Annotated in this window: 3 protein-coding genes; all 3 read right to left on the bottom strand. The window is 75.2% G+C overall.

Going from position 1 to position 24,314, the window contains the following annotated elements; all coding sequences use genetic code 11:
• Nucleotides 1–28 precede the first annotated feature (28 nt).
• From BLA60_RS29360 to BLA60_RS29350, 3 genes are read right to left on the bottom strand one after another with little or no spacing between them, the layout of a single operon-like run.
• Nucleotides 29–397 carry a nuclear transport factor 2 family protein gene (locus tag BLA60_RS29360; protein WP_075136270.1) on the bottom strand — a complete coding sequence of 123 codons (369 nt, stop codon included), beginning with the start codon at nt 395–397 and terminating at the stop codon, nt 29–31.
• Nucleotides 394–10,326, bottom strand: coding sequence for a non-ribosomal peptide synthetase (locus BLA60_RS29355; RefSeq protein ID WP_075136269.1), 9,933 nt, complete (start codon nt 10,324–10,326; stop codon nt 394–396). Before BLA60_RS29355 ends, BLA60_RS29360 begins: the two co-directional genes overlap by 4 nt.
• Nucleotides 10,323–24,278 (bottom strand): non-ribosomal peptide synthetase, encoded by a 13,956-nt coding sequence (locus BLA60_RS29350; protein ID WP_075136268.1) that lies wholly within the window; start codon nt 24,276–24,278, stop codon nt 10,323–10,325. The genes BLA60_RS29355 and BLA60_RS29350 overlap by 4 nt, the downstream gene beginning before the upstream one ends.
• Nucleotides 24,279–24,314: the final 36 nt, after the last annotated feature.

Genomic DNA, 24,314 nt, shown 5'->3' with positions numbered 1-24,314 from the left:
GGAATCTCCTTGTGCGAGTGGGGGAAGGTCAGACGAGCGGGGCGGAGAAGAAGGTCTCGCGGCGGGCGAAGCGCCCGTCGGTGCCGAGGGTGAAGAACTCGGCGAAGCGGTGCCGGGCCGGCGATCCGTCGCGTTTGGTGCCCGCGAACGAGCCCCGCACGGCGACCTCGTCGCCGGTGACGGCGACCCCGTCGAGGGTGTGCGCGCCGCCGGCGATGACGCGTTCGAACCGGTAGAAGTGGTCCATGCCGGACTGGCCGAGCACCGGCGGGTAGCCGGGCCGGTGGTACTCGGCGTCGTCGGTGAACATCGCGACGAGGCCGTCGATGTCGCCCGCGTCGACGCGGGCGTAGAACTCGTGTGCCAGGGCGGCGGCGGTGGTTTCGGTGGTGGTCATGCCGTGGTTCCTTCCAGGTGGGTGGCGACGAGTGCGCCGATCTCGGCCAGCGGGCCGGGGGTGGCGAGGTCGCCGTGGCGGTAGGGCAGGTCGTGGGTGTGGACGTGCCCGGTGACGTGGGCCCGCCAGCCGGCGGGGACGGGGGAGTGTTCGGTCTTGTCCCCCGTGGCGGCCACGACGAGCACGTCGCCGTCGAACGTGGCGCCGGTGCCGCGTTCCAGGACGTTCCAGTGCGCGGCGAACACCTCGGCGAGCGCGGTGATCCTCTCCGGTGACAGCCCGCCGAGCGGCCCCGGTTCGGCGAGCACGCGGGCGGCGACGTCGGCGGGGGAGTCGGGGGCGGGGTCGGCGGGATAGCCCAGCGAGGTCAGCAACGCCCGCAGGACGACGGGGGCGTGCGCGGTCCACTGCCGGTCCGACGGGGCGGTCGGGTAGCCGTCGAGCAGGGCCACCAGGCCGACCTCGGCGCCCTCCTCGCGCAGCGCGGCGGCCAGGGCGTGGGCGACGTTCGCGCCGAACGACCAGCCGAGCAGGTGGTACGGGCCGTCGGGGCGGACGGTGCGGATCTGCTCCAGGTAGTCCTTCACGAGGTCGGCCATGGTGGCCGGGCGGGTTCCCGGCTCGGACAGGCCGCGTGCCTGGAGCGCGTACACCGGCCGGCCTGGCAGGTGGGGCAGCAGGCCGGAGTAGACCCAGCCGATCCCGGCCGCCGGGTGCACGCAGAACAGCGGCGGGGCGTCACCGGTGGTGCGCAACGCGAGCAGCACACCGAACGCGTCCCCGGCCGGCGTGTCGCCGTCGAGCCGGCGGGCCAGCGCGGCCGGGGTGGGGGCCTCGAACACCGTCCGCACGCCCAGCCTCGTCCCGAACCGGCCGGCGATCGCGGCCATCAGCCGGGTGGCCAGCAGCGAGTGGCCGCCCAGGTCGAAGAACCCGTCGTCGGGGCCGGCGTCGCGGCCGAGCACCTCGGTGAACAGCGCGCACAGCGCCGCCTCCGCCGGGGTGGCCGGTGCCCGCCGGGCGGCCCGGGTGATCTCCGGGGTGGGCAGGGCCCTGCGGTCGAGCTTGCCGCTCGGGGTGAGCGGCAGCGCGTCGAGCACCACGACCGCCGAGGGCACCAGCAGTTCCGGCAGTCGTTCCCTGGCGTGGGCGCGGACCGCGTCCGGGTCCACCGGCCGGGCGGGGACGACGTAGCCGATCAGCCGGCCCTCGCGGGCGATCACCGCGGCCGTGGCGACGTCCTCGTGGGTGGCGAGCGCGGCGGCGACCTCGTCCGGTTCGATCCGCACACCGCGGATCTTCACCTGGTCGTCCGCGCGGGACAGGTACTCCAGCGTGGGCCCGCCGGTGTCGTCGAGCCAGCGCACCACGTCCCCGGTGCGGTACAGGCGTTCGCCTGACCGGAACGGGCTGGCGACGAACCGTTGCGCGGTGAGCGCGAACCGGCGGTGGTAGCCGCGCGCGAGCTGCACGCCGCCGAGGTACAGCTCGCCGGGGACGCCGGGCGGCACCGGCGTCAGGGCCGCGTCGAGCACGTGCACGGTCGTGTTCCACACCGGTCGCCCGATCGGCACGGTCGCCGTCGTCTCGCGACCGGTGGCCTGGTGGGCGGTCACGTCCACCGCGGCCTCGGTGGGCCCGTACAGGTTGTCCAGCCGGGCGTCGCACGCGGCGGCGAACCGGCGGGCGAGGGCGCTGGGCAGCGCCTCGCCGCTGCACACCACGCGTCGCAGGCTCGGGCAGCGGCGCCCGGTGTCCTCAAGGTGGGCGACGAACGCGTCCAGCATGGACGGTACGAAGTGGACGGTGGTGACCGACTGGGCGTCGATGAGGTCGGCCAGGTAGGCGGGGTCGCGGTGGCCGTCGGGCCTGGCGACGACCAGCGCGGCCCCGGTGTGCAGCGGCCAGAAGAACTCCCACACCGACACGTCGAAGCTCGACGGGGTCTTCTGCAGCACCCGGTCGTCCGGCCCGAGCGGGTAGGTGTCCTGCATCCACAGCAACCGGTTCACGATCGCCCGGTGGGTCACCGCAACGCCCTTGGGGCGTCCGGTGGAGCCGGAGGTGTAGAGCAGGTAGGCGGGGTCGTCTGGGTGCGGGGCCGGCAGCGCGGCGCCGGCGGACTCCAGCGCGCGTAGCGCCGGCTCGTCGAGGACCAGCACCGGGTCGGCGTCCTCGATCATCAGCGCCACCCGGTCGGCCGGGTAGCCGGGGTCGACCGGCAGGTAGGCCGCGCCGGCCCGCTGCACGGCGTGCAGCGCCACCACCAGGTCCACCGACCGTTCCAGGTGGACGGCGACGACCCGTTCCGGCCCGGCGCCCCTGGCCCGCAACGCCCTGGCGAGCCGGTCGATCCTGCCCGAGGTCGCCGCGTAGGTGTGGGTCGTGCCGTCGTCCTCGACGAGTGCGACGGCGTCCGGGGTGCGGGCGGCCTGGCCGGCGAACAGTTCCGGCAGGGTCGTGGCCGGCACCGGGTGGGCGGTGGCGTTCCCGTGGTCCAGCAGGTCCCGCTCCTCGTCGAACAGGACCTCCACAGTGGACAGACGGGTGTCCGGAGCGGCGGTGACCTCGGTGAGCAGGCGGACGAACCGGTCGGCCACGGCACGGGCGGTGCGCTCGTCGAACAGGTCGTCCCGGTAGGCGAGCGCGCCCTCGATGCCCTCGGCGGTCTCGCGCAACCCGAGCGACAGGTCGAAGGCGACCGAGCCGCTGTCCACCGGCACCGGCTCGACGCTCAGACCCGGCAGGTCCAGGGCGCCGTCGCCGGAGTTCTGCAAGGTCATCAGCACCTGGCACAGCGGGTGCCGGCTCAGCGACCGCGCCGGGTTCAGCACCTCCACCAGACGTTCGAACGGCGTGTCCTGGTGGGCGAACGCGGCCAGGTCGGTGGCCCGGACCCGGTCGAGCAGCTCGGTGAACGTGGGGTCGCCGGAGGTGTCGGTGCGCAGCACGAGCGTGTTGACGAAGAACCCGACGAGGTCCTCCAGCGCGGTGTCGGTGCGCCCGGCGACCGGGGTGCCGATCGGGACGTCGACGCCCGCTCCCAGCCGGGTGAGCAGAGCCGCGAAACCGGCCTGCAACACCATGAACGGTGTCGTCCCGGTCCGGCGGGCCAGGCCGGTGACCGCGTCGCGGATCCCGGCGTCGAGCCACAGGGGCACCCGGCCGCCGGTGTACGCGGAGGTCTCCTGGCGCGGCCGGTCGGCCGGCAGGGCCAGCTCGTCCGGCAGCCCGGCGAGCGTGTCCCGCCAGTACGCGAGCTGGCGGTCGGACTCGGCCCCGAGCAGATCCCGTTGCCACAGCGCGTAGTCCGGGTACTGCACGGGCAGCGGCGCCCACCCCGGCGCGTGGCCGCCGGTCCGCGCCCGGTAGGCCGTGCCGAGGTCACCCAGCAGCGGGCCCATCGACCAGCCGTCGCAGGCGATGTGGTGCAGGGTCAGGAACAGCACGTGGTCCTCCGGCGCGTCCCGCACCAGGGCGGCCCGCAGCGGCGGCTCGGTGGTCAGGTCGAACGGTTCGGCGGTCAGCGCCCGGCCCGCGTCGACCACGGGCAGCGGCACGGTCACCGCGGGGTGCACCCGCTGCCGGGGTTCGCCGTCGACCTCCGGGAACGTGGTCCGCAGCGCCTCGTGCCGGGCCACGACGTCCCCGATCGCGGACTCCAGCGCCGCCACGTCCAGCGGGCCGCGCAGTCGCAACGCCAGCGGCACGGCGTAGGACGGGCCGGGCATCCGGTTGAGGAACCACAGCCGGCGCTGCGCGAACGACAGCGGCACCACGTCCGGCCTGGTCATGGCCACCACCGGCGGCCGGGGCGCGGCGGCCCGGTCCAGACAGCCGGTGATCCCGGCGGGCGTGGGGTGGGTGAACAGGTCCGCGACCGTCAGCTCGGCGCCCAGCGCGGTCCGCAGCCGGCTGACGAGCCGGGTCGCCAGCAGCGAGTGCCCGCCCAGCCGGAAGAAGTCGTCGTCGGCGCCGACGTCGGCGACCCCGAGCAGGTCGGCGAACAGGCCACACACGATCTCCTCTCGCGGCCCACGCGGCGCCCGGCCCGTGGTGTCGGCCAGCTCGGGTGCGGGCAGGGCCCGCCGGTCGAGTTTCCCGTTGGCGGTCAACGGAAGCGTGGCCATCGGCACGACCACGGTGGGCACCATGTGCTCGGGCAGTGTCCGGCCCAGGTCGGCCAGCAGCCCCGAGGCGTCCAGGTCGCCGTGGGACACCACGTAGGCCACCAGCATCGGCAGGCCCGGCCGGTCCTCGCGGACCACCACGGCCGCGTGGGCGACCGAGGCGTGCCCGGTGAGCACCGACTCGATCTCCCCCAGCTCGATGCGGAACCCGCGCAGCTTCACCTGCTGGTCGGCGCGCCCGGCGAACTCCAGGTCGCCCTCGGCGTTGCGGCGCACCAGGTCCCCGGTGCGGTACATGCGCGTCCCCGGCGGGCCGTAGGGGCAGGCGGTGAAGCGGTGCGCGGTCACGCCCGGCCGGCCGAGGTAGCCGCGCGCCAGCCCGTCGGCCGCCAGGTACAGCTCGCCGGTCACGCCGTCGGGCACCGGGGCGAGGTGGCGGTCGAGCACGAAGGCCCGCGTGTTGTCCACTGGCCGGCCGATCGGCGGCAGGACGCCGGTGTCCGTGCCGACCGGCCCGCACGTCGCGACGACCGAGCACTCCGTCGGGCCGTAGTGGTTGACCAGCGTGAACGGGGTGTCCGGGCCGGGGCGGCGGCGCAGGGCGTCGCCGCCGGTGAGCACGGTGCGCAGCGCGCCACCGGCTGCGGACAGGTCGTCGAGCACGACCTCCAGGCGCGGTGTCGGCAGGAAACACGTGGTCAGGCCCGCGTGGACGATCCAGGCCACCAGGGCGTCCGCGTCGGCGAGGGTGGCGCGGTCGGGCAGGTGCAGTTCGGCGCCCGCGACCAGGGTTGGCCACATCTCCCACACGGCCGCGTCGAACCCCTGGGCGGCGATCTGCCCGCCGCGGTCACCGGGTGCGGTGCCGTACACCCGCAGGTGCCACGCGCACAGGTCGGCCAGGCCCCGGTGGTCGACGACGACGCCCTTGGGCCGGCCGGTGGAGCCGGAGGTGTAGATCACGTACGCGGCGTCGTCCGGGGTGACCGCGACCGACACCGGCGCGGCGGCCGGCAGGTCACCGACACACACCACCGGCACGCCGTCGGCGGTGACCCGGTCCCGCAGGGACGGCTCGGTGAGCACGAGCGCCGCGTCGGCGTCGGCGAGCATGTAGGCCAGCCGGTCCGGCGGGTAGTCCGGGTCCAGCGGCAGGTAGGCGGCGCCCGCGCGGAGCACGCCCAGCGGCGCGGCGACCGCGTCCAGACCCCGGTGCAGGCACACGCCGACCAGGTCACCCGGTCGCACGCCCCGCGCGAGGAGGTGGGCCGCCACGCGGTTGGCGGCCGCGTCGAGCCCCGCGTAGTCCACGGTGTCCGGTGTCCGGCCCCGCCAGGTGACGACCGCACCACGGTGTGGGGTGGTGGCGGCGTGGCCGGCGACCGCGTCCGCGACCGTCCGGAAGGCGGGCGAGGTCGACGGGCCGGCGTCGGACAGCAGCCGCTCCCGCTCGGCCTCGCCCAGCAGGTCCAGGCGCCCGATCGGCGTCGTCGGGTCGGCCGCGGCGGCGGCGAGCAGGGTGCCCAGGCGGGCGAGGAGGGTGTGCGCGGTCGACGCGTCGAACAGGTCGGTGGCGTACTCCAGCGTCGCGACCAGGTCGTCGGGGCGTTCGGTCACGGCGAGGGCCAGGTCGAACTTGGCGGTCCCGGTGGCCGCGCCGACGTCGGACACGGTGAGCCCCGGCCACGTGACGTCCGCGCCGCCGCCCGCGTTCTGCACCACCAGGGTCACCTGGAACAGCGGGTGCCTGCCCAGCGAGCGCGTCGGATTGACCGCCTCGACGACCTGCTCGAACGGCACGTCCTGGTGGGCGTAGGCGGCGAGGTCGGTGTCCCGGACGCGGGCCAGCAGGTCGGTGAAGGTGGGGTCGCCGGAGGTGTCGGTGCGCAGCACGAGGGTGTTGACGAAGAACCCGACGAGGTCGTCGAGGGCGGCGTCGGTGCGGCCGGCGACCGGGGCGCCGATGGGCAGGTCGGTGCCCGCGCCCAGCCGGGTGAGCAGCGCGGCCAGCGCGGCGTGCAGGACCATGAACACGGTGGTGCCGCTGGACTTCGCGAGCGCGGTGACCGGGCCGGCGTCGAACGTGGCGCTGGCCAGCGCCCCCCGGCCCGACGGTGTCGCCGGGCGTGGCCGGTCGGTCGGCAGGTCGAGTTGTTCTGGCGCCCCGGCGAGGGTGTCGCGCCAGTGGTCGAGTTGGCCCTCGATCTCCAGTTCCCGTTGCCACAGCGTGTAGTCCGCGTACTGGACGGCCGGCGGTGGGGTGTCGTCGGCGCGGCCGGCGAGGCGGGCGGTGTAGGCGCGGGCGAGGTCGGCGAGCAGCGGGCCCTTGGACCAGCCGTCGCTCGCGATGTGGTGCAGGGCGAGGACCAGCACGTGCTCGCCGGGCCCGAGGGTCCACAGGTGTACGCGCAGCGGCAGGTCGCCCGCCAGGTCGAAGGGCCGGGTGGCGGCCGAGGTGAGCGCGTCGTCGAGGTCCTCGGGCGTGACGGCGCGTTCGTCGACCGGCACGGTGGCGTCGGCCAGGATCCGCGTCACCGGTTGCCCGTCGACGACGGGGAACACCGTGCGCAGGGTTTCGTGCCGGGCCACCACGTCGGCGATCGCCGCGCGCAGCGCCCCGCCGTCCAGGGCGCCGCGCAGCCGCAGCACCCACGGCGAGTGGTAGGCGGCCGAGCTCTCGTTGAGCTGGTCGAGCAGCCACAGCCGGCGTTGGGCCGGCGAGAGCGGCAGCGGATCCGGCCGGTCGGCGTACGGGAGGAGCGCGGGCCGTGCCCTGCCGGCGGTGGCGACCCGGGTGGCGAGTGTCGCGGGCGTCGGGCAGGCGAACAGGTCCCGGATCGCCAGCTCCACCCCGAGTGCCCGCCGGGCGGCGCTGACCAGCCGCAGTGCCAGCAGCGAGTGGCCGCCCAGGTCGAAGAACCCGTCGTCCACGCCGACCTCGGCGACGCCGAGCACCTCGGCGAACAGTCCACACAGGATCTCCTGCTGCGCGGTCCTGGGTGCCGCGCCGCCGGCGGTGTGCCCGGGAGCGGGCAGCGCCCCTCGGTCGAGCTTGCCGTTCGCGGTGAACGGCAGTTCGGTCAGGACCACCACCGCCGAGGGCACCAGGTGCTCGGGGAGCCGCTCGGCCACGTGGCGCCGGATCGCGGCCGGGTCGATACAGCCGGGCTCGGGCACGACGTAGGCGACGATCCGGTGGTCGCCCGGCCGGTCCTCGCGCACCAGCACCGCCGCGCGGGCCACCGCCGGGTGCCCGGCGACCGTGGCCTCGACCTCGGCGGGCTCCACCCGGAACCCCCGGACCTTCACCTGCTGGTCGACCCGCCCGACGTACTCCAGCGTCCCGTCCCGCCGTGGGCGCACCAGATCGCCGGTGCGGTACATGCGCTGCCCCGGCCGGAACGGGTCGGCGACGAACCGGTGCGCGGTCGCCCCGGGAGCGCCGAGGTAGCCCAGGGCGAGGCCGCCGCCGGTCAGGTACAGCTCGCCGGTCCCGCCCGGCGGCACCTGCCGCAGGCGCGCGTCCAGGACGTACCCGCCCTTGCCGGCGACCGGGGTGCCGATGGGGATCGACCGGGCGGTGGTGTCGGCGGCGGTGATGGCGTGGGTCGTGCTGTAGCCCATGCTCTCGGCCGGGCCGTAGCCGTTGGTGAGCCGCAGGTGTGGGAACTCGCGCAGGGCCCTGGCCGCGTGCGCCGCCGACGCCGGCTCGCCGCCGGTCAGCGCCCACCGGGCGGTGGCGAACACGGCCGGGTGCTCGTCGAGGACGTGGTTGAACAGGCTGGCCGACGCCTTGAACACGGTGACGCCGTGGGTGGTGGCCAGGCGGGCGATGGCGTCCGGGTCCGGCGGCCCGGCCGGGTGCAGCACGCACACCCCGCCGTGCAGCAGCGGCCCGAGGACCTCGGTGGCGAACGCGTCCCAGGACACCGGCGCGGCCTGCAACCACACGTCGTCCGCGCCGAACCCGGCGTAGTCCTGCCCGGTGAGAGTGGTGGTCAGCGCACGGTGGGGCGCGAGAACACCCTTGGGCTCGCCGGTCGACCCGGAGGTGAACATCACGACGGCCGGATCGTCCGGCGACACCGTCACGGCCGGCGCGGGGGAGTCGGGCACGGCGTCCGGGTCGACCAGCGTCACGCCGGGGAACGGGGTGGTGCCGACGACCGCGCGCGCCTTCGCCCGGGCGAGGACCGACCGCAGGCGTTCGGTGGGGAAACCGGTGTCCAGCAACGTGTAGGCGCCACCGGCCTTCAGCACACCGAGCAGGGCGGCGATCAGCGCCGGGCCCCGGTCCAGGTGCACGCCCACGATCTCGCCGCGCCGGTCCCCGAGCCCGGCGGCGATCCGGCCGGCCCACGCGTCGAGGTCGCCGTAGGTGAGCGACCCGTCGTCCCCGACGAGGGCGGTCGCGCCGGGCTCGTGGGCGGCGACGATCTCGTGCACACACCGGGTTTCGCGGGTTCGCGGGGCGCGGACGGCGCGCTCGGCGGCGGTCAGCAGCGGCAGGTCGCCGATCCGCGTGTCCGGCGCGGCGGCCACCGAGGTGAGCAGCCGGACGAGGCGGGTCGCGTGGTCCTCGACGGTGGCGTGGTCGAACAGCGCGGTCGCGTAGTCCCACGAGATCAGCAGGCCGTCACCGCCCTCGCGGACACCGACGGTCATGTCGAACTTGACGGTGCCGGTGCCCAGCGCCAGCACCTCGACGCCGTCGACCGGCGCGGTGTCACCGGTGGCGGTGTGCACCAGCATGATCTGGAACAGCGGGTGCCGGGCGAGGGACCGGGTCGGGGCGATCTGTTCGACGACCCGCTCGAACGGCACGTCCTGGTTGGCGAACGCGTCCAGGTCGGCGTCGCGCACCCTGGCCAGCAGGGCGGCGAACGTGGGGTCGCCGGAGGTGTCGGTGCGCAGCGCCACGGTGTTGACGAAGAACCCGACCAGCTCGTCCAGCGCCTCGTCGGCCCGGCCGTGCGCGGCGGTGCCGAACACGAGGTCGGTGCCCGCACCGTAGCGGGTGAGCAGCGCGGCGAGCGCCGTGCGCACCACGGTGAACATCGTCGTGCCAGCACCGGCGGCGATCCCCGACAGCGCCCGGTGGGTCGCGGTGTCGACGGCCACGGTGACGGTGCCGCTGGTGTGCGCCGCGTCGGTGCCACGGGCCCGGTCGGCCGGGAACCCGGTCTCCTCCGGCGCCCCGGCCAGCGCCCCGGCCCAGTACGTGACCTGGCGGGCGACGCGGCTGTCCGGGTCGGCGGGGTCGCCGAGGACCTCCTGCTGCCAGTAGGTGTAGTCGGCGTACTGAACCGGCAACTCGGGCAGGCACGGGTCCTCGCCGGCCGCCCGGGCGGTGTAGGCGGTGGTGAGGTCGGTGACGAACCGGGCGACCGACGCGCCGTCGGCGGTGATGTGGTGCAGCACCACCAGCAGCACGTGCGCACCGTCCACGGCGAACAGTCGGGTCAGCACCGGCGGCGCCGAGGTCAGGTCGAACACCACCGAACTCGTCTCCGCCAGCGCGGCGTCGAGGTCCTCGACCGGCTCCGGCGCCAGCGCGGGCGCCTCGGCGGGAAGCACGACCTGGTGGGGTGTGCCGTCGACCTCCGGGTAGGCGGTGCGCAGCGACTCGTGCCGCGCCAGCACGTCACCGAGGGCGGCGGTGAGCGCGTCGACGTCCAGCGCCCGCCAGCGCAGCGCCACCGGCACGTTGTAGGTCGTGCCGGGGTCCATCCGGTGCAGCAGCCACAGTCGTTGCTGGGCGAAGGACAGCGGGGCGGTGGGGATGGACAGGCTGGTCACAGGGCCTCCTCGGGCCGGGCCCGGCGGCGCAGGGCCGGGCGTGCCCGCTCGGCCGTGCCCAGTCGTGCGACCAGGCCGGCCACCGTGCGGGTCTCGAACACGGATTTCAGGGACAGTTCGACACCGAACGCGGCGCGGACGCGGCTCACCAGCCGCGACACCAGCAGCGAGTGGCCGCCCAGGACGAAGAAGTCGTCGTCCACCCCGACCTCGGGCACGCCGAGCAGTTCGGCGAACAGGCCACAGAGGACCTGTTCCCTCGGGGTGGCCGGGGGCCGGCCGGCGGGCCGGTCGTGGGCCGGTGCCGGCAGGGCGGCGTGGTCGAGCTTGCCGTTGGCGTTGATCGGCAGCGCGTCGAGCAGGACGTAGGCCGACGGGCGCAGGTGTTCGGGCAGTACCTGCCGCGCGTGTTCGTGCAGCGCGGCGGCGGTCAGGCCGGGTGCGCCGACGACGTAGCCGACGAGCCGTTTGTCGCCGGGGGTGTCCTCCCGGGCGACCGCGGCGCAGCGCGTCACGTCCGGACAGGTCGCGAGCGCGGTCGCCACCTCGGCCGGTTCGACCCGGAAGCCGCGGATCTTGAGCTGGTCGTCGGCGCGTCCGAGGTAGTCGATGACCCCGTCGGGGCGCCGGCGGGCCAGGTCACCGGTGCGGTACATCCGGCTGCCCGGCTGGAACGGGTCGGCGACGAACCGTTGCGCTGTCTGGGCGGGTTGTCCCAGGTAGCCGTGGGCGAGGGTGCCCGCCATGTAGACCTCGGCCGGCACCCCTGGCGGGACCGGGCGCAGCCCGGCGTCGAGCAGGTAGGTGCGGGTGCCGGGGATCGACGTGCCGACCGGGATGGCCGGCAGGTCGGTGTCGGCGGCGGTGATCCGGTGGCACAGCGTGAAGATCGTGTTCTCGACGGGCGAGTAGCCGTTGACCAGCCGCAGGTCGGGGTGACGCGCCAGCAGGGTCCGCACGTGGGGGACCGAGGCGGGTTCGCCGCCGGTCATGACCTGCCGTACCCCGGTGAACGTGTCGGGGTACTCGTCGACGAGGTGGTTGAGCAGGCTCGCCGACACGTGCAGGGTGGTGACCCGCTGCTGGCGCACCAGGTCGGCGATGACGGCCGGGTCGGTGACGTGGCCCGGTTGCAGGACGCAGGTCGCCCCGGTCAGCAGCGGCCCGAACAGTTCGAGCGCGAAGGCGTCCCACGGCACGGGTGAGCACTGCAACCACACGTCATCCGGCGAGAAGTCCACATAGGACTGTCCGAGCAGGGTGGCGGTCAGGGCGCCGTGCGGGGTGGCGACCCCCTTCGGGACGCCGGTCGAGCCGGAGGTGAACATCACGCACGCGATGTCCCCGGGCGTCACCGCCACCGCCGGCGCGGTGTCCGGAAGACCGGGCGGTACCGCGACGTCGGTGAGCAGCCGGGCGCGGGTGGCCACGAGGATGGCGCGGACCCGTGCCTTCGGGAAACGCGGGTCGAGCATCGTGTACCCGGCGCCCGTCTTGAGGACCGCGAGCAGCGCGACCACCAGGTCCGCGTCGCGCTCCAGCCGGATCGCCACCAGCGACCCCGGCCGCACGCCGCCCGCCACCAGGTGGTGGGCCAACCGGTTGGCCCGCGCGTCCAACTCGCCGTAGGTGACCGGCACGCCGTCCGCGACGAGCGCGACCGCGTCCGGGGTCGCGGCGGCGGTGGCCGCGACCACCTCGTGCACGCACGCCACGGTCTCCGGCGCCGCCGGGGTGGCGGCGGTCAGCAGGCGGTGCTCGTCCTCGTCGAGCAGGTCCAGCGCGCCGATCCGCACGTCCGGGTCCGCCGCGACGGCGGCGAGGATCCGGCCGAACCGGGTGACCAGCGCCTCGGCCGTCGCCCGGTCGAACCGCTCCGCCGCGTACTCCAGCCCGCCGGTGATGCCCTCGCCGGACTCGCTCACCCCGAGGACCAGGTCGAACTTGGCCGCGCCGGTCTCCACCGGGGTCACCGCCACGTCCAGCCCCGGCAGCGTGAACGCCGACTCCGCGTTGTTCTGCAGCACCACCATGTGCTGGAACAGCGGGCTGCGGTCGCCGGCCCGCGCCGGGTTCAGCGCCTCCACGAGGTGCTCGAACGGCACGTCCTGGTGGTCGAACGCGGCGAGGTCGGCCGCCCGGACCCTGGCCAGCAGATCGGTGAACGTGGGGTCGCCGGAGGTGTCGGTGCGCAGGACCAGGGTGTTGACGAAGAACCCGACCAGGTCGTCGAGGGCGGCGTCGGCGCGACCGGCGACCGGGGCGCCGAGCGGGACGTCGGTGCCCGCGCCGTGCCGGGTCAGCAGGGTCGCGAACGCGGCCTGGACCACCATGAACAGCGTCGTCCCGGTTCGGCGGGCCAGGCCAACCAGCGCGTCGCGCACCTCGGCGGGCACGGCCACCGGCACCACCTCGCCCCGGCCAGTGCCGCCCCTCGGGTGGTCCACCGCGAGCGGCACGGCCTCGGGAAGTCCGGCCAGCGCGTCCCGCCAGTGCGCGAGCTGCGCCGGCGCGACCGACGCGAGCAGATCCCGTTGCCACAGCGCGTAGTCCGCGTACTGCACCGGCAGCGGTGTCCACTCCGGACTGTCGCCGGCCAGGCGGGCGGTGTAGGCGGTGGCCAGGTCGGACAGCAGCGGCCCCATCGACCACCCGTCCGCCGCGATGTGGTGCACCACCAGGACGAGCACGTGGTCGGCCTCGGCCACCCGCAGCAGCGTCGCCCGGACGGGCAGCTCGGCGGTCAGGTCGAACGCGTAGCGCGCCGCCCCGGCCACCGCGGTGTCCACATCCGACACCGGGATCACCGGTACCGTCAGGCGCACCTGGCCGGCGGGCCGGATCACCTGGTGCGGCACGCCGTCCACCGCCGGGAACGTGGTGCGCAGCGCCTCGTGCCGGCCGACCACGTCGGTCAGCGCGTCGGTCAGCGCGCCGACGTCCAGACCGCCGCGCAGCCGCAGGGCGTGCGCCACCACATAGGCGGAGTCCGGCCCGCGCAGCTGGTCGAGGAACCACAACCGGCTCTGCGCCGGGGACAGCGGCACCTCACCGGTCCGCTCCACCGGGACGAGCGGGGGCCGGGTGTGCGCGCCGCCGAGCCGCGCCGCCAGCTCCCGCACGGTCGGCGCCGCGAACAGGTCGGCGACCCCGGCGGCCACCCCGAGCGCCGTGCGCACCCGGCCGACCAGCCGCGCCGCCAGCAGCGAGTGCCCACCCAGGTCGAAGAACCCGCTGTCCACACCGACCTCGTCGACGTCGAGCACCTCGGCGAAGATCCCGCACAGGATCTCCTCGCGCGCCGTGCGCGGCGCGGTCGCGGTGACCGTCTCCCGCTCCGGGGCCGGCAGGGCGGCGTGGTCGAGCTTGCCGTTCGGGTTGAGCGGCAGCGCGTCGAGCAGGACGTAGGCCGACGGGCGCAGGTGGTCGGGCAGCCGCTCGCTCGCGTGGGCGCGCAGCGCCGCCGGCGTGAGGCCCGGTTCGGGCACCACGTAGGCGACCAGCCGCCTGTCGCCGGGCGTGTCCTCGCGGACCGTCACGGCGCAGCGCCGCACCGAGGGGTGCGCGGCGAGCGCGGCGCGGACCTCGCCGGGCTCGATGCGGAAGCCCCGGATCTTCACCTGGTCGTCGGCGCGGCCGAGGAACTCCAGGGTCCCGTCGGCCAGCCACCGCACCAGGTCGCCGGTGCGGTACAGGCGGACACCGGGCTCGAACGGGCTGGCCACGAACCGTTCCGAGGTCAGCGCGGGCTCGCCCAGGTAGCCGTGCGCGGACCCGGTCCCGGCGACGTAGAGCTCGCCGGGAACACCGGCCGGCACCGGCGTGAGCCGGGCGTCCAGCACGTAGGAACGCTTACCGGCCAGGGACCGGCCGATCGGCACCGTGGTGCCGCCGGTGTCCTCCCCCCGCACGTCGTGGCAGCTGGTGAAGATCATGTGCTCGACCGGGCCGTAGGCGTGCACCACCCGCATCGCCGGGTACGCGTGCCGCAGCCGCGCCAGGTGCGTTGGCGACACGGCCTCGCCGCCGGTCATCACCTGCCGCACCCCCGCGAACATCGCCGGGTGCTCGTCGAGCAGGAAGTTGAACAGGCTGGTCGACAGGAACAGCGTGGTGACGCCGTGCTCGACGGTGAGCGCGGCGATCCGGCCCGGCTCGGGCACCGAGCCCGGTTGCAGCACGCAGACCGCGCCGTGCAGCAGCGGCCCGAACAGCTCCAGCGCGAACGCGTCCCACGCCATCGGGGCGCACTGCAACCACACCTGGCCGGCGCCGAAGTCCGCGTAGGACTGGCCGAGCAGCGTGCCGGTGATCGCCCGGTGCGGCGCGAACACGCCCTTGGGCCGGCCGGTGGACCCGGACGTGAACATCACGCACGCGGTGTCCTCGGGGGTCACGCTCACCGCCGGTGCGGTGGTGGGCAGCCCCGCCGGCAGGGTGTCGACGTCCACCGCGGGCACCCCCGGGTCCAGCCAGGTGGTCCCCTCGGTGTCGGTGACCACCAGCACGGCGTCGGTGGCGTCGAGGATGGCGCGCACCCGGACGGCCGGGAACCGCGGGTCGAGCATCGTGTACCCCGCGCCCGCCTTGAGGACGGCGAGCACCGCGACCACCAGGTCGGCGCCCCGGTCCAGGCGCACCGCGACCAGCGCGCCGGGCCGCACCCCGGCGTCGGCCAGGCGGTGGGCCAGCCGGTTCGCGCGGGTGTCGAGCGCGGCGTAGGTGACCGGTCCGTCCTCGGCGACCAGCGCCACCGCGTCCGGGGTGGTGGCGGCGTGGCCGGCGATCAGCTCGTGCACACACCGGGCGGTGGCCTCCTCGGCCGGCGTGCCGGTCCAGTCGTCGGTGAGCCGCCGGTGTTCGGCCGGGTCGAGCAGGTCGATCGCGGCGACCGGCGTGTCCGGATCGGCGGTGACCACGGCCAGCAGCCGGGCCAGGCGGGTCAGCAGCGCCTCCATCGTGGCCCGGTCGTACAGGTCGGTGGCGTACTCCAGGTACCCGTCCAGTCCGTCGGCGGTCTCGGCGACCGCCAGCGTCAGGTCGAAACGGGCGACGGTGTTGGGCACCGGCCGCGGCACACAGGTGGTGCCGGCGAGGTCGACGGCCGAGTCACCGGCGTTCTGCACGGCCAGCATCACCTGGAACAGCGGGTGCCGGTCGGGTGAGCGGCGCGGCGCCAGGTCCTCCACGACCTGCTCGAACGGCACGTCCTGGTGGTCGAACGCGGTCAGGTCCGCCTCCCGCACCCGGTGCAGCAGTGTCCGGAAGGTCGGGTCGCCGGAGGTGTCGGTGCGCAGGACGAGGGTGTTGACGAAGAACCCGACGAGGTCGTCGAGCGCCGGGTCGGTGCGGCCGGCGACCGGGGTGCCGATCACGATGTCGGATCCCGCGCCGTGCCGGGACAGCAGCGTGGCGAGCGCGGCGTGCAGCACCAGGAACGGGGTTGTCCCGGTGCTCCTGGCCAGCTCGGCCACCCGGGTGGGCAGCGAGACGGGCAGGGTGGCGCCCCGGCGGCTCGCGCTCGCCGGCCGGGGCCGGTCGGCCGGGAAGGTCACCAGCTCCGGCGCCGCGGCGAGGGTCTCGCGCCAGTACGCGAGCTGCGCCTTCGCCGTCGCGTCGATGAGACCCCGGTGCCACAGCGCGTAGTCCACGTACTGCACCGGCAGTGGTGTCCATTCGGGACTGTCACCGGCGAGCCGGGCGGCGTAGGCGGTGGCGAGGTCGGTGAGCAGCGGGCGCATCGACCAGCCGTCACCGGCGATGTGGTGCAGGGTCACCAGCAGCAGGTGTTCCTGGTCGCCGGTGGTCAGCAGCCGCACCCGCAGCGGGGTCTGGGTCGCGAGGTCGAACGCGTGCCCGGCCTCGGCGGCGATGACCGCCGCCGGGTCCGCCGGGGTCAGCACCTCGACCGCGTGCGCCTCCGGGAGGACCCGTTGGTGGGGCGTCCCGTCGACCTCCGGGTAGACGGTGCGCAGCACCTCGTGCCGGCCGGTCACGTCGGCGACGGCGGCCCTCAGCGCGGCGGTGTCGACCGGGCCGGTGACCTGGGCGGCGAACTGGACGTTGTAGGTCGCGGCCTCCTGCTGCTCGGCGAACCACAGCCTGGCCTGGGCGGCCGACAGCGGCGGGCGCTCCGGCCGGTCGACGGGCACGAGCGCGGGCCGACTGGCGGCCGATGAGTCCAGGCGGGTGGCCAGGCCGGCGACGGTCGGCGTCGCGAACACGTCCCGGATGCCCAGCTCCGCGCCGAACGTGGCCCGTACCCGGCCGATCAGCTTGGCGGCCAGCAGCGAGTGGCCGCCGAGCGCGAAGAACCCGTCGTCCACGCCCACCCCGGGCACGCCGAGCACCTCGGTGAACAGCTCGCACAGGATCTCCTCCCGCGCGGTGCGCGGCGCCGTGCCGGCGCCGGTCCACTCCGGCTCGGGCAGCGCCGCCCGGTCGAGCTTGCCGTTGGCGGTGCGCGGCAGCTCGTCGAGCGCCACGAACGCGGTGGGCACGAGGTGGTCGGGCAGCCATGCGGCCAGGAACTCGCGCGCCCCGGCCGTCTGGCCCACCACGTAGGCGACCAGCCGGTCGTCGCGGACCACGACCGCCGCCTGCCGCACGTCGGGGTGCGCGGTGAGCGCGTCGGCGATCTCCGCCGGCTCCACCCGGAACCCGCGCACCTTCACCTGGTCGTCGGCGCGGCCGAGGAACTCGACGACACCGTCGCGTCGCATCCGCACCAGGTCACCGGTGCGGTACATGCGCGCGCCCGGCAGGAACGGGCAGGCGACGAACCGTTCGGCGGTCGTCGCGGCCTGCCCGGTGTAGCCGTGGGCGAGGCCGGGGCCCGCCATGTACAGCTCGCCCGGTACCCCGGGCGCCACCAGCTCCAGACGGTGGTCCAGGACGAACACCCGCTTGCCGGTGACCGGCACGCCGACGGGGACCACGCCCCGGTCGACGTCGGTGCCGTCGATCGTGCGGCACAACGTGAAGATCATGTTCTCGGCGGGGGAGTAGCCGTTCACCAGCCGCAGCCCCGGGTGGTCGGCGAGCAGCCGCGCGACGTGCGGCACCGACGCGGCCTCGCCGCCGGTCATCACCTGCCGCAGCCCGGAGAACACGGCCGGGTGCTCGTCGACGAGGTGGTCGAGCAGCCGCGCGGAGACGTGCAGTGTCCGCACCCCGTGCGCGGCGACGAGGTCCGCGATGACCGACGGTTCCGGCCGCTGGCCGGGATGCAGCACACAGACGGCGCCGTGCAGCAGCGGCCCGAACAGTTCCAGCGCGAACGCGTCCCAGGACACCGGTGAACACTGCAACCACACGTCGTCCGCCGCGAAGTCCACATAGGACTGTCCGAGGAGGGTGGCGGTCAGCGCGCGGTGCGGCGCGGCGATGCCCTTGGGCCGGCCGGTCGACCCGGACGTGAACATGACACACGCCAGGTCCTCCGGCCCGACGGTCACCTCGGGTGCCGTGTCCGGCCCGGCCGCGTCCACGGGCACCACACGGGTGCCGTCGACCTCCTGGCCGACCACGACCGCCACCCCGGCCTGCCGCGCGACCTCCGCCAGCCGCGCGGCCGGGAAGTCCGGGTCCAGCATCGTGTAGGCCGCGCCCGCCTTCAGCACGGCGAGCACCGCCACCACCAGGTCCGTCCCGCGCGGCAGGCAGACCCCGACCACCGAGCCGGGCCGCACACCGTCGGCGACCAGCGCGTGCGCCAGCCGGTTGGCCGACCCGTCCAGCTCGCCGTAGGACAGCGACCCGGCCTGGTCGACCAGCGCCGTCGCGTCCGGAGCCCGCCGCGCCACCTCGGTGATCACCGCGTGCACCGGTAGCCCGCACCCCCGGACCGCGACCCCGGAGCGGGCCCCGAGCAGTGTGGCGCGGTCGTCGTCGGCGAGCACCGGCAGCCGCCCCAACGGGGTGTCCGGCGACCGCACGGCACCGGTCAGCAACCGCACGAACCGCTGCGCCAGCGCCTGCGCCGTGGCGGCGTCGAACAGGTCGGTCGCGTACTCCAGCACGCCGGTGACCCCGCCGTCGCGCCGCTCGTCGAGCAGCAGCGACAGGTCGAACTTCGCGACGCCCGTCGGGGCGTCAACGGTGGACACCGACAGCCCCGGCAGGTCGGGCAGGGTGTCCTCGACGTCCTGGCGCAGCGCCACCATCACCTGGAACAGCGGGTGGTGGGCGGTCGACCGCACCGGGTTGAGCCGCTCGACGAGCCGGTCGAAGGGCAGGTCCTGGTGGTCGTAGGCGGCGAGGTCGGTGGCCCGCACCCGGCCAAGCAGCTCACCGAAGGTGGGGTCGCCGGAGGTGTCGGTGCGCAGGACGAGCGTGTTGACGAAGTAGCCGACCAGCTCGTCCAGGGCCGCGTCGGCGCGCCCGGCGACCGGGGTGCCGACCGGGACGTCCGTGCCGGCGCCGTGCCGGGTCAGCAGCGCCGCGAACGCCGCGTGCAGCACCATGAACAGGGTGACCCGCTCGGCCGCCGCGAACTCGGTCAGCTCCCGGTGCAGCTGCGGCGTCACCACCACCGGGACGGTCGCGCCCCGGTGGCTCGGCACCGCCGGACGCGGCCGGTCGGCGGGCAACGCCAGCTCGGCCGGCGCGCCGGCCAGGGTCGTGCGCCAGTGCTCGTACTGGTCGTCGCTGACCTCGTCGAGCACCCGGTGCTGCCACAGCGCGTGGTCGGCGTACTGCACCGGCAGCGGTGTCCATTCGGGACTGTCACCGGCGAGCCGGGCGGCGTAGGCGGCGGCGAGGTCGGCCAGCAGCGGGCGCAGCGACCAGCCGTCACCGGCGATGTGGTGCAGCAGCAGGACGAGCAGGTGGTCCTCGCCGGCGCGCACCAGCGTGGTCCGCAGCGGCGGCTCGGTCGCGAGGTCGAACGGTTCGCGGGCCAGCGCGACCGGATCGGCGTCGTCCAGGACACGCACGTCCGGCACGTCGGTGCCCACCCGCTGGCACGGGTCGCCGTCGACCACCGGGAACGTGGTGCGCAGGATCTCGTGCCGGGCCACCACGTCCGCGACCGAGGCCCGCAGCGCGGCCACGTCCAGGGCGCCGCGCAGCCGCCACACGACCGGGATGTTGTAGGTGGCGGACGGGCCATCGAGCTGGTGGAGGAACCACAGCCCGGCCTGGGTCGGCGACAGCGGCAGCACCGGCGGCCGGGGCGACGCGGTCAGCGGCGGCCGGGCGGCGCCGGCGGTGTCGAGCGTGCGGGCCAGGTCGTGCAGCGTGGCGGCGGTGAAGACGTTCCGCACCCCGGTGTCGACCCCGAGCACGGTCCGGATGCGCCCGGCGAGGCGGGCCGCGAGCAGCGAGTGCCCGCCCAGCGCGAAGAACCCGTCGTCGAGACCGACGCTGTCTGCCGGCAGGTCGAGCACCTCGGCGACCAGACCGCACAGGAGACGTTCGCGGGCGGTGCGCGGCGCCTGCCGGCGGGTGCCGGTGACCGACGGCTCCGGCAGCGCCGCCCGGTCGAGCTTTCCGTTGGGGGTCAACGGAAGCGCGTCGAGCAGGACGTACGCGGATGGCCGCAGGTGCTCGGGCAGTACGCGGGCGACGTGGTCGCGCAGTTCGCCGATCTCGGCGTCGGCCACCAGGTAGGCGACCAGCCGCTGGTCGCGGACCACGACCGCGCCGTGGCGCACCCGCTCGTGTGTCAGCAGAACGGCCAGCACCTCGCCGGGTTCGACGCGGAAGCCACGCACCTTGACCTGGTCGTCGACCCGGCCCAGGTGGTCCAGCACGCCGTCGGCGCGGCGGCGCACCAGGTCACCGGTGCGGTACATGCGCCTGCCCGGCCGGAACGGGTCGGCGACGAACCGCTGGGCGGTGAGCCCCGGCTGCCCGAGGTAGCCGTCGGCGAGCGCGCCGCTCATGTACACCTCGCCGGGCACTCCGACGGGCACCGGCGCGAGGTTCGCGTCGAGCACGTAGGCCCGTTTGCCGGGGATCGGCCGGCCGACGGGGACGGTGGCCCGGTCGGTGTCGGCGCGGGTGATCCGGTGGCACAGCGTGAAGATCGTGTTCTCGACCGGGGAGTAGCCGTTGACCAGGCGCAGGTCGGGGTGCCGGTCGAGCAGGGCGCGCACGTGCGGCACCGACGCGGCCTCGCCGCCGGTCATCACCTGCCGGACACCGGCGAACGTGTCGGGGTGTTCGTCGACGAGGTGGTTGAGCAGGCTCGCCGACACGTGCAGGGTGGTGACCCGCTCGTCGCGCACGAGGCCGGCGATGACGGCGGGGTCGGTGACGTGACCCGGTTGCAGGACGCAGGTCGCGCCGGACAGCAGCGGGCCGAACAGTTCGAGTGCGAACGCGTCCCAGGACACCGGTGAGCACTGCAACCACACCTCGCCCGGCCCGAAGTCCACATAGGACTGACCGGTGAGCGTGCCGACCAGCGCGGCGTGCGAGGTGACGACCCCCTTGGGCCGGCCGGTCGACCCGGACGTGAACATCACGCAGGCCGCGTCGGCCGGCGACACCGCGACCCTCGGTGCGGTGGCCGGCCGGTGCGGCGCCGCCGGCGCCACGACAGCGGCCGACCCGAGGGCGGTGCCCTCGGCGGCGATCACGTGCCGCATCCCGGCCGCCGCCGCGACGGTCTCCAGGCGCTCGGCCGGGAAACGCGGATCCAGCACGGCGTAGGCGGCGCCAGCGGTGAGCGTGCCCAGCACCGCCACCACCAGCGACACGTCCCGGTCGAGCAGCACCCCGACGACGTCGCCCTGGCGCACGCCCCGCGCGCGCAGTTCGTTGGCCAGCTGGTTGGCCCTGGCCACCAGCTCGGCGTAGGTCACGCGCTCGGCCCCGGACACGACCGCGAGCGCGTCGGTGGCGGCGAGGTCGTGCAGGCGGCGGGTGACCGGCGCCAGCTCCGGCCCGACGCTCCACGCCGCGAGCCGGCCGCGCTCGTCCTCGTCGAGCAGGTCCGCCGCGCCCAGCCGCGTGTCGAGGTCGGTCATGGCCGCCAGCACGCGGCGCAGCCCCTCGGCGAACCGCAGCGCGGTGTCCCGGTCGAACAGGTCGGTCGCGTAGGCGAGCCGGCCGGCCAGCATCCCGTCGTGCTCGGCCAGGTCGAGCGTCAGGTCGAACTTCGCGACGTCCAGGTCCACCACCCGGTGCTCGGCGGCCAGACCGAAGTCGGGGGTGGCCGGCGGGGTGTTCTGCAGGACCAGCATCACCTGGAACAGCGGGTGCCTGGCCAGCGAGCGGTCCGGGTTCACCAGCTCCACGAGCCGGTCGAAGGGCAGGTCCTGGTGGTCGTAGGCGGCGAGGTCGCCCGCCAGGACCCTGGCCAGCAGGTCGGCGAAGGTCGGGTCGCCGGAGGTGTCGGTGCGCAGCGCGAGGGTGTTGACGAACAGGCCGACGAGGTCGTCGAGGGACTCGTCGGTACGCCCGGCGACCGGGGTGCCGATGACGACGTCGGTGCCCGCGCCCAGCCGGGTGAGCAGGGCGGCGACGGCGGCGTGCAGCACCATGAACAGGGTCGTGCCGGTGCGGCGGGCGACGTCGAGCAGCGCCCGGTACAGGTCGGGGTCGACGGTGAGCGGCACGGTGTCGCCCTGCGCCGACCGCACGGCCGGTCGTGGCCGGTCGGTGGGGGCCGTGCACTCGCCGGGAATCCCGGCCAGCGCCTCGCGCCAGTACGTCTCGTGGGCGGCGAGGTCGCCGGTGGACCGCTCCCACAGCGCGTAGTCCGCGTACTGCACGGGCAGCTCCGGCCAGCCCGGCGCGTGCCCGCCGGTCCGCGCGCGGTACGCGGCGGCCAGGTCACGCAGCAGCGGGGTGGTGGACCAGCCGTCGCCCGCGATGTGGTGCAGGACCAGCAGCAGCGTGTCGCCCGCCAGGTGTGCGCGCAGCGGTGTCTCGGTGGCGAGGTCGAAGGGCGCCGACGCGAGGCCGGTCAGGTCGGCGGCGGTGTCGTGCTCGTGCCACACCGGCGCGGTGTCGACGACCCGCTGCACGGGGGTGCCGTCCACGACGGGGAACACCGTGCGCAGCGCCTCGTGCCGGCCCACCACGTCCCCCAGCGCGGCCCGCAGCGCGGCCCGGTCCAGGTCCGCACCCGCGCCGAACCGCACGGTGATCGGGATCGTGTAGGTCGCGCCACCCTCGACCTGGTCGGAGAACCAGATCCGGGCCTGCGCGGAGGACAGCGGGACCAGCTCGGGTCGCGGCCCGGCGACCGGCGCGGGGCGGGCGGCGCCGGCCGAGGCGACGAGTCCGGCGATCGTGGCGGGGGTGCGGGTGGCGAACACGTCGGCGATCCGCAGCTCAACCCCCAGGGCGGCCCGGGTGCGGCTGATGAGGGTCGCGACGAGCAGGGAGTGCCCGCCCAGCGCGAGGAAGTCGTCGTCGACGCCGATCTCCGGCATCCCGAGCAGCTCGGCGAACAGTCCGCACAGCACGGCCTCGTGGTCGGTGCGCGCCCCGCCGCCGCGCCCGGCCGCCAGCCGCGGCTCGGGCAGCGCGGCCCGGTCGAGCTTGCCGGTCGGCGTCAGCGGCAACGCGTCCAGCACCACCACGACCGAGGGCACCAGGTGCTCGGGCAGCCGCTGGGCCACGTGCGCCCGCAGCTGCTCGCCGTCGGCGCTGGTCACCGCGCTGGTTACCGGACTGGTCACCGCGTAGGCGACCAGTCGCCGGTCGCCCGGTCGCGGCTCCCACACGGTCACCGCAGCCTGCCGGACCTGAGGGTGCGTGGTCAGGGCGGCCTGCACCTCGGCCGGTTCGACGCGGAAGCCCCGGATCTTGAGCTGGTCGTCGGCCCGGCCGTGCAGGGTCAGCACACCGTCGCGGCGCACCCCGAGGTCACCGGTCCGGTACATCCGGGTGCCCGGCCGGAACGGGTTGGCGACGAACCGTTCGGCGGTGAGTCCCGGTTGCCCGACGTAGCCGTCGGCCAGGCCGGGACCGGCCATGTGGATCTCGCCGACCGTGCCGTCGGGCACCGGCCGCAGGTCGGAGTCGAGCAGGTGGACGTCCTTGCCGGCCAGCGGGAGGCCGACCGGTATCGCCGGCAACGCGGTGTCGGCGGCGGTGATCCGGTGGCAGAGCGTGAAGATCGTGTTCTCGACGGGGGAGTAGCCATTGACCAGCCGCAGCCCGGGGTACCGGTCGAGCAGCGCCGCGACGTGCTCGCGGGAGGGCGCCTCGCCGCCGGTCATCAGCTCGCGGACCCCGGCCAGCGCCTGCGGGTACTCGTCGACCAGCAGGTTCAGCAGACCGGACGACACGTGCAGCGTCGTCACCCGGTGTTCGGTCAGCAGCCGCGCGATCACCGCCGGCTCGGGGGTCTCGCCCGGTTGCAGCACGCACACCGCGCCCGACAGCAGCGGCCCGAACAGTTCCAGCGCGAACGCGTCCCAGGACACCGGCGAGCACTGCAACCACACGTCGGCCGCCGCGAAGTCCACATAGGACTGCCCGAGGAGGGTGGCGGTCAGCGCGCGGTGCGGCGCGGCGACACCCTTGGGCGTGCCGGTGGACCCGGAGGTGAACATGACGCAGGCCAGGTCGTCGGGCCCGACGGCCACCGGCGGCGGTGCGTCGGCCACACCGGCGACCGGCGCGAGCGCCGTGCACCCGTCGATCACCGTCCCGGTGATCACGACCCGCACCCCGGCCCGCGCGCACACCGCCGCCAGGCGGCTCGCCGGGAAACGCGGGTCGAGCATCGTGTACGCCGCGCCCGCCTTCAGCACGGCGAGCACCGCCACCACCAGGTCCGCGCCGCGCGGCAGGCAGATCCCGACCACCGCGCCGGGCGCCACACCGTGCCCGGCGAGTGCGTGCGCCAGCCCGTTCGCCCGCCCGTCGAGCTCGCCGTAGCCGACCGTGCCGTCCTCGGTCACGAGTGCCGTCGCGGCCGGGGCCGCGAGGGCGACCGAGGCGAACACGTCGTGCACGCCGCCGGTCACCGTCGATTGCTCGTTCATCTCGCCGTCCGTCTCCCGGGTCGTCGCCTGCGGTGG

This window comes from Actinophytocola xinjiangensis, from assembly GCF_001921215.1.
Classification (GTDB): Bacteria; Actinomycetota; Actinomycetes; order Mycobacteriales; family Pseudonocardiaceae; genus Actinophytocola; species Actinophytocola xinjiangensis.
The sequence above is the reverse complement of the archived record's forward strand: the minus strand, read 5'-3'. Positions and strand labels throughout refer to the sequence as shown.

Bases quoted from the DNA above. Each gene is read 5' to 3' on its own strand.
- BLA60_RS29360 (WP_075136270.1), bottom strand. From the start codon at position 397: ATGACCACCACCGAAACCACCGCCGCCGCCCTGGCACACGAGTTCTAC.
- BLA60_RS29350 (WP_075136268.1), bottom strand. From the start codon at position 24,278: ATGAACGAGCAATCGACGGTGACCGGCGGCGTGCACGACGTGTTCGCC.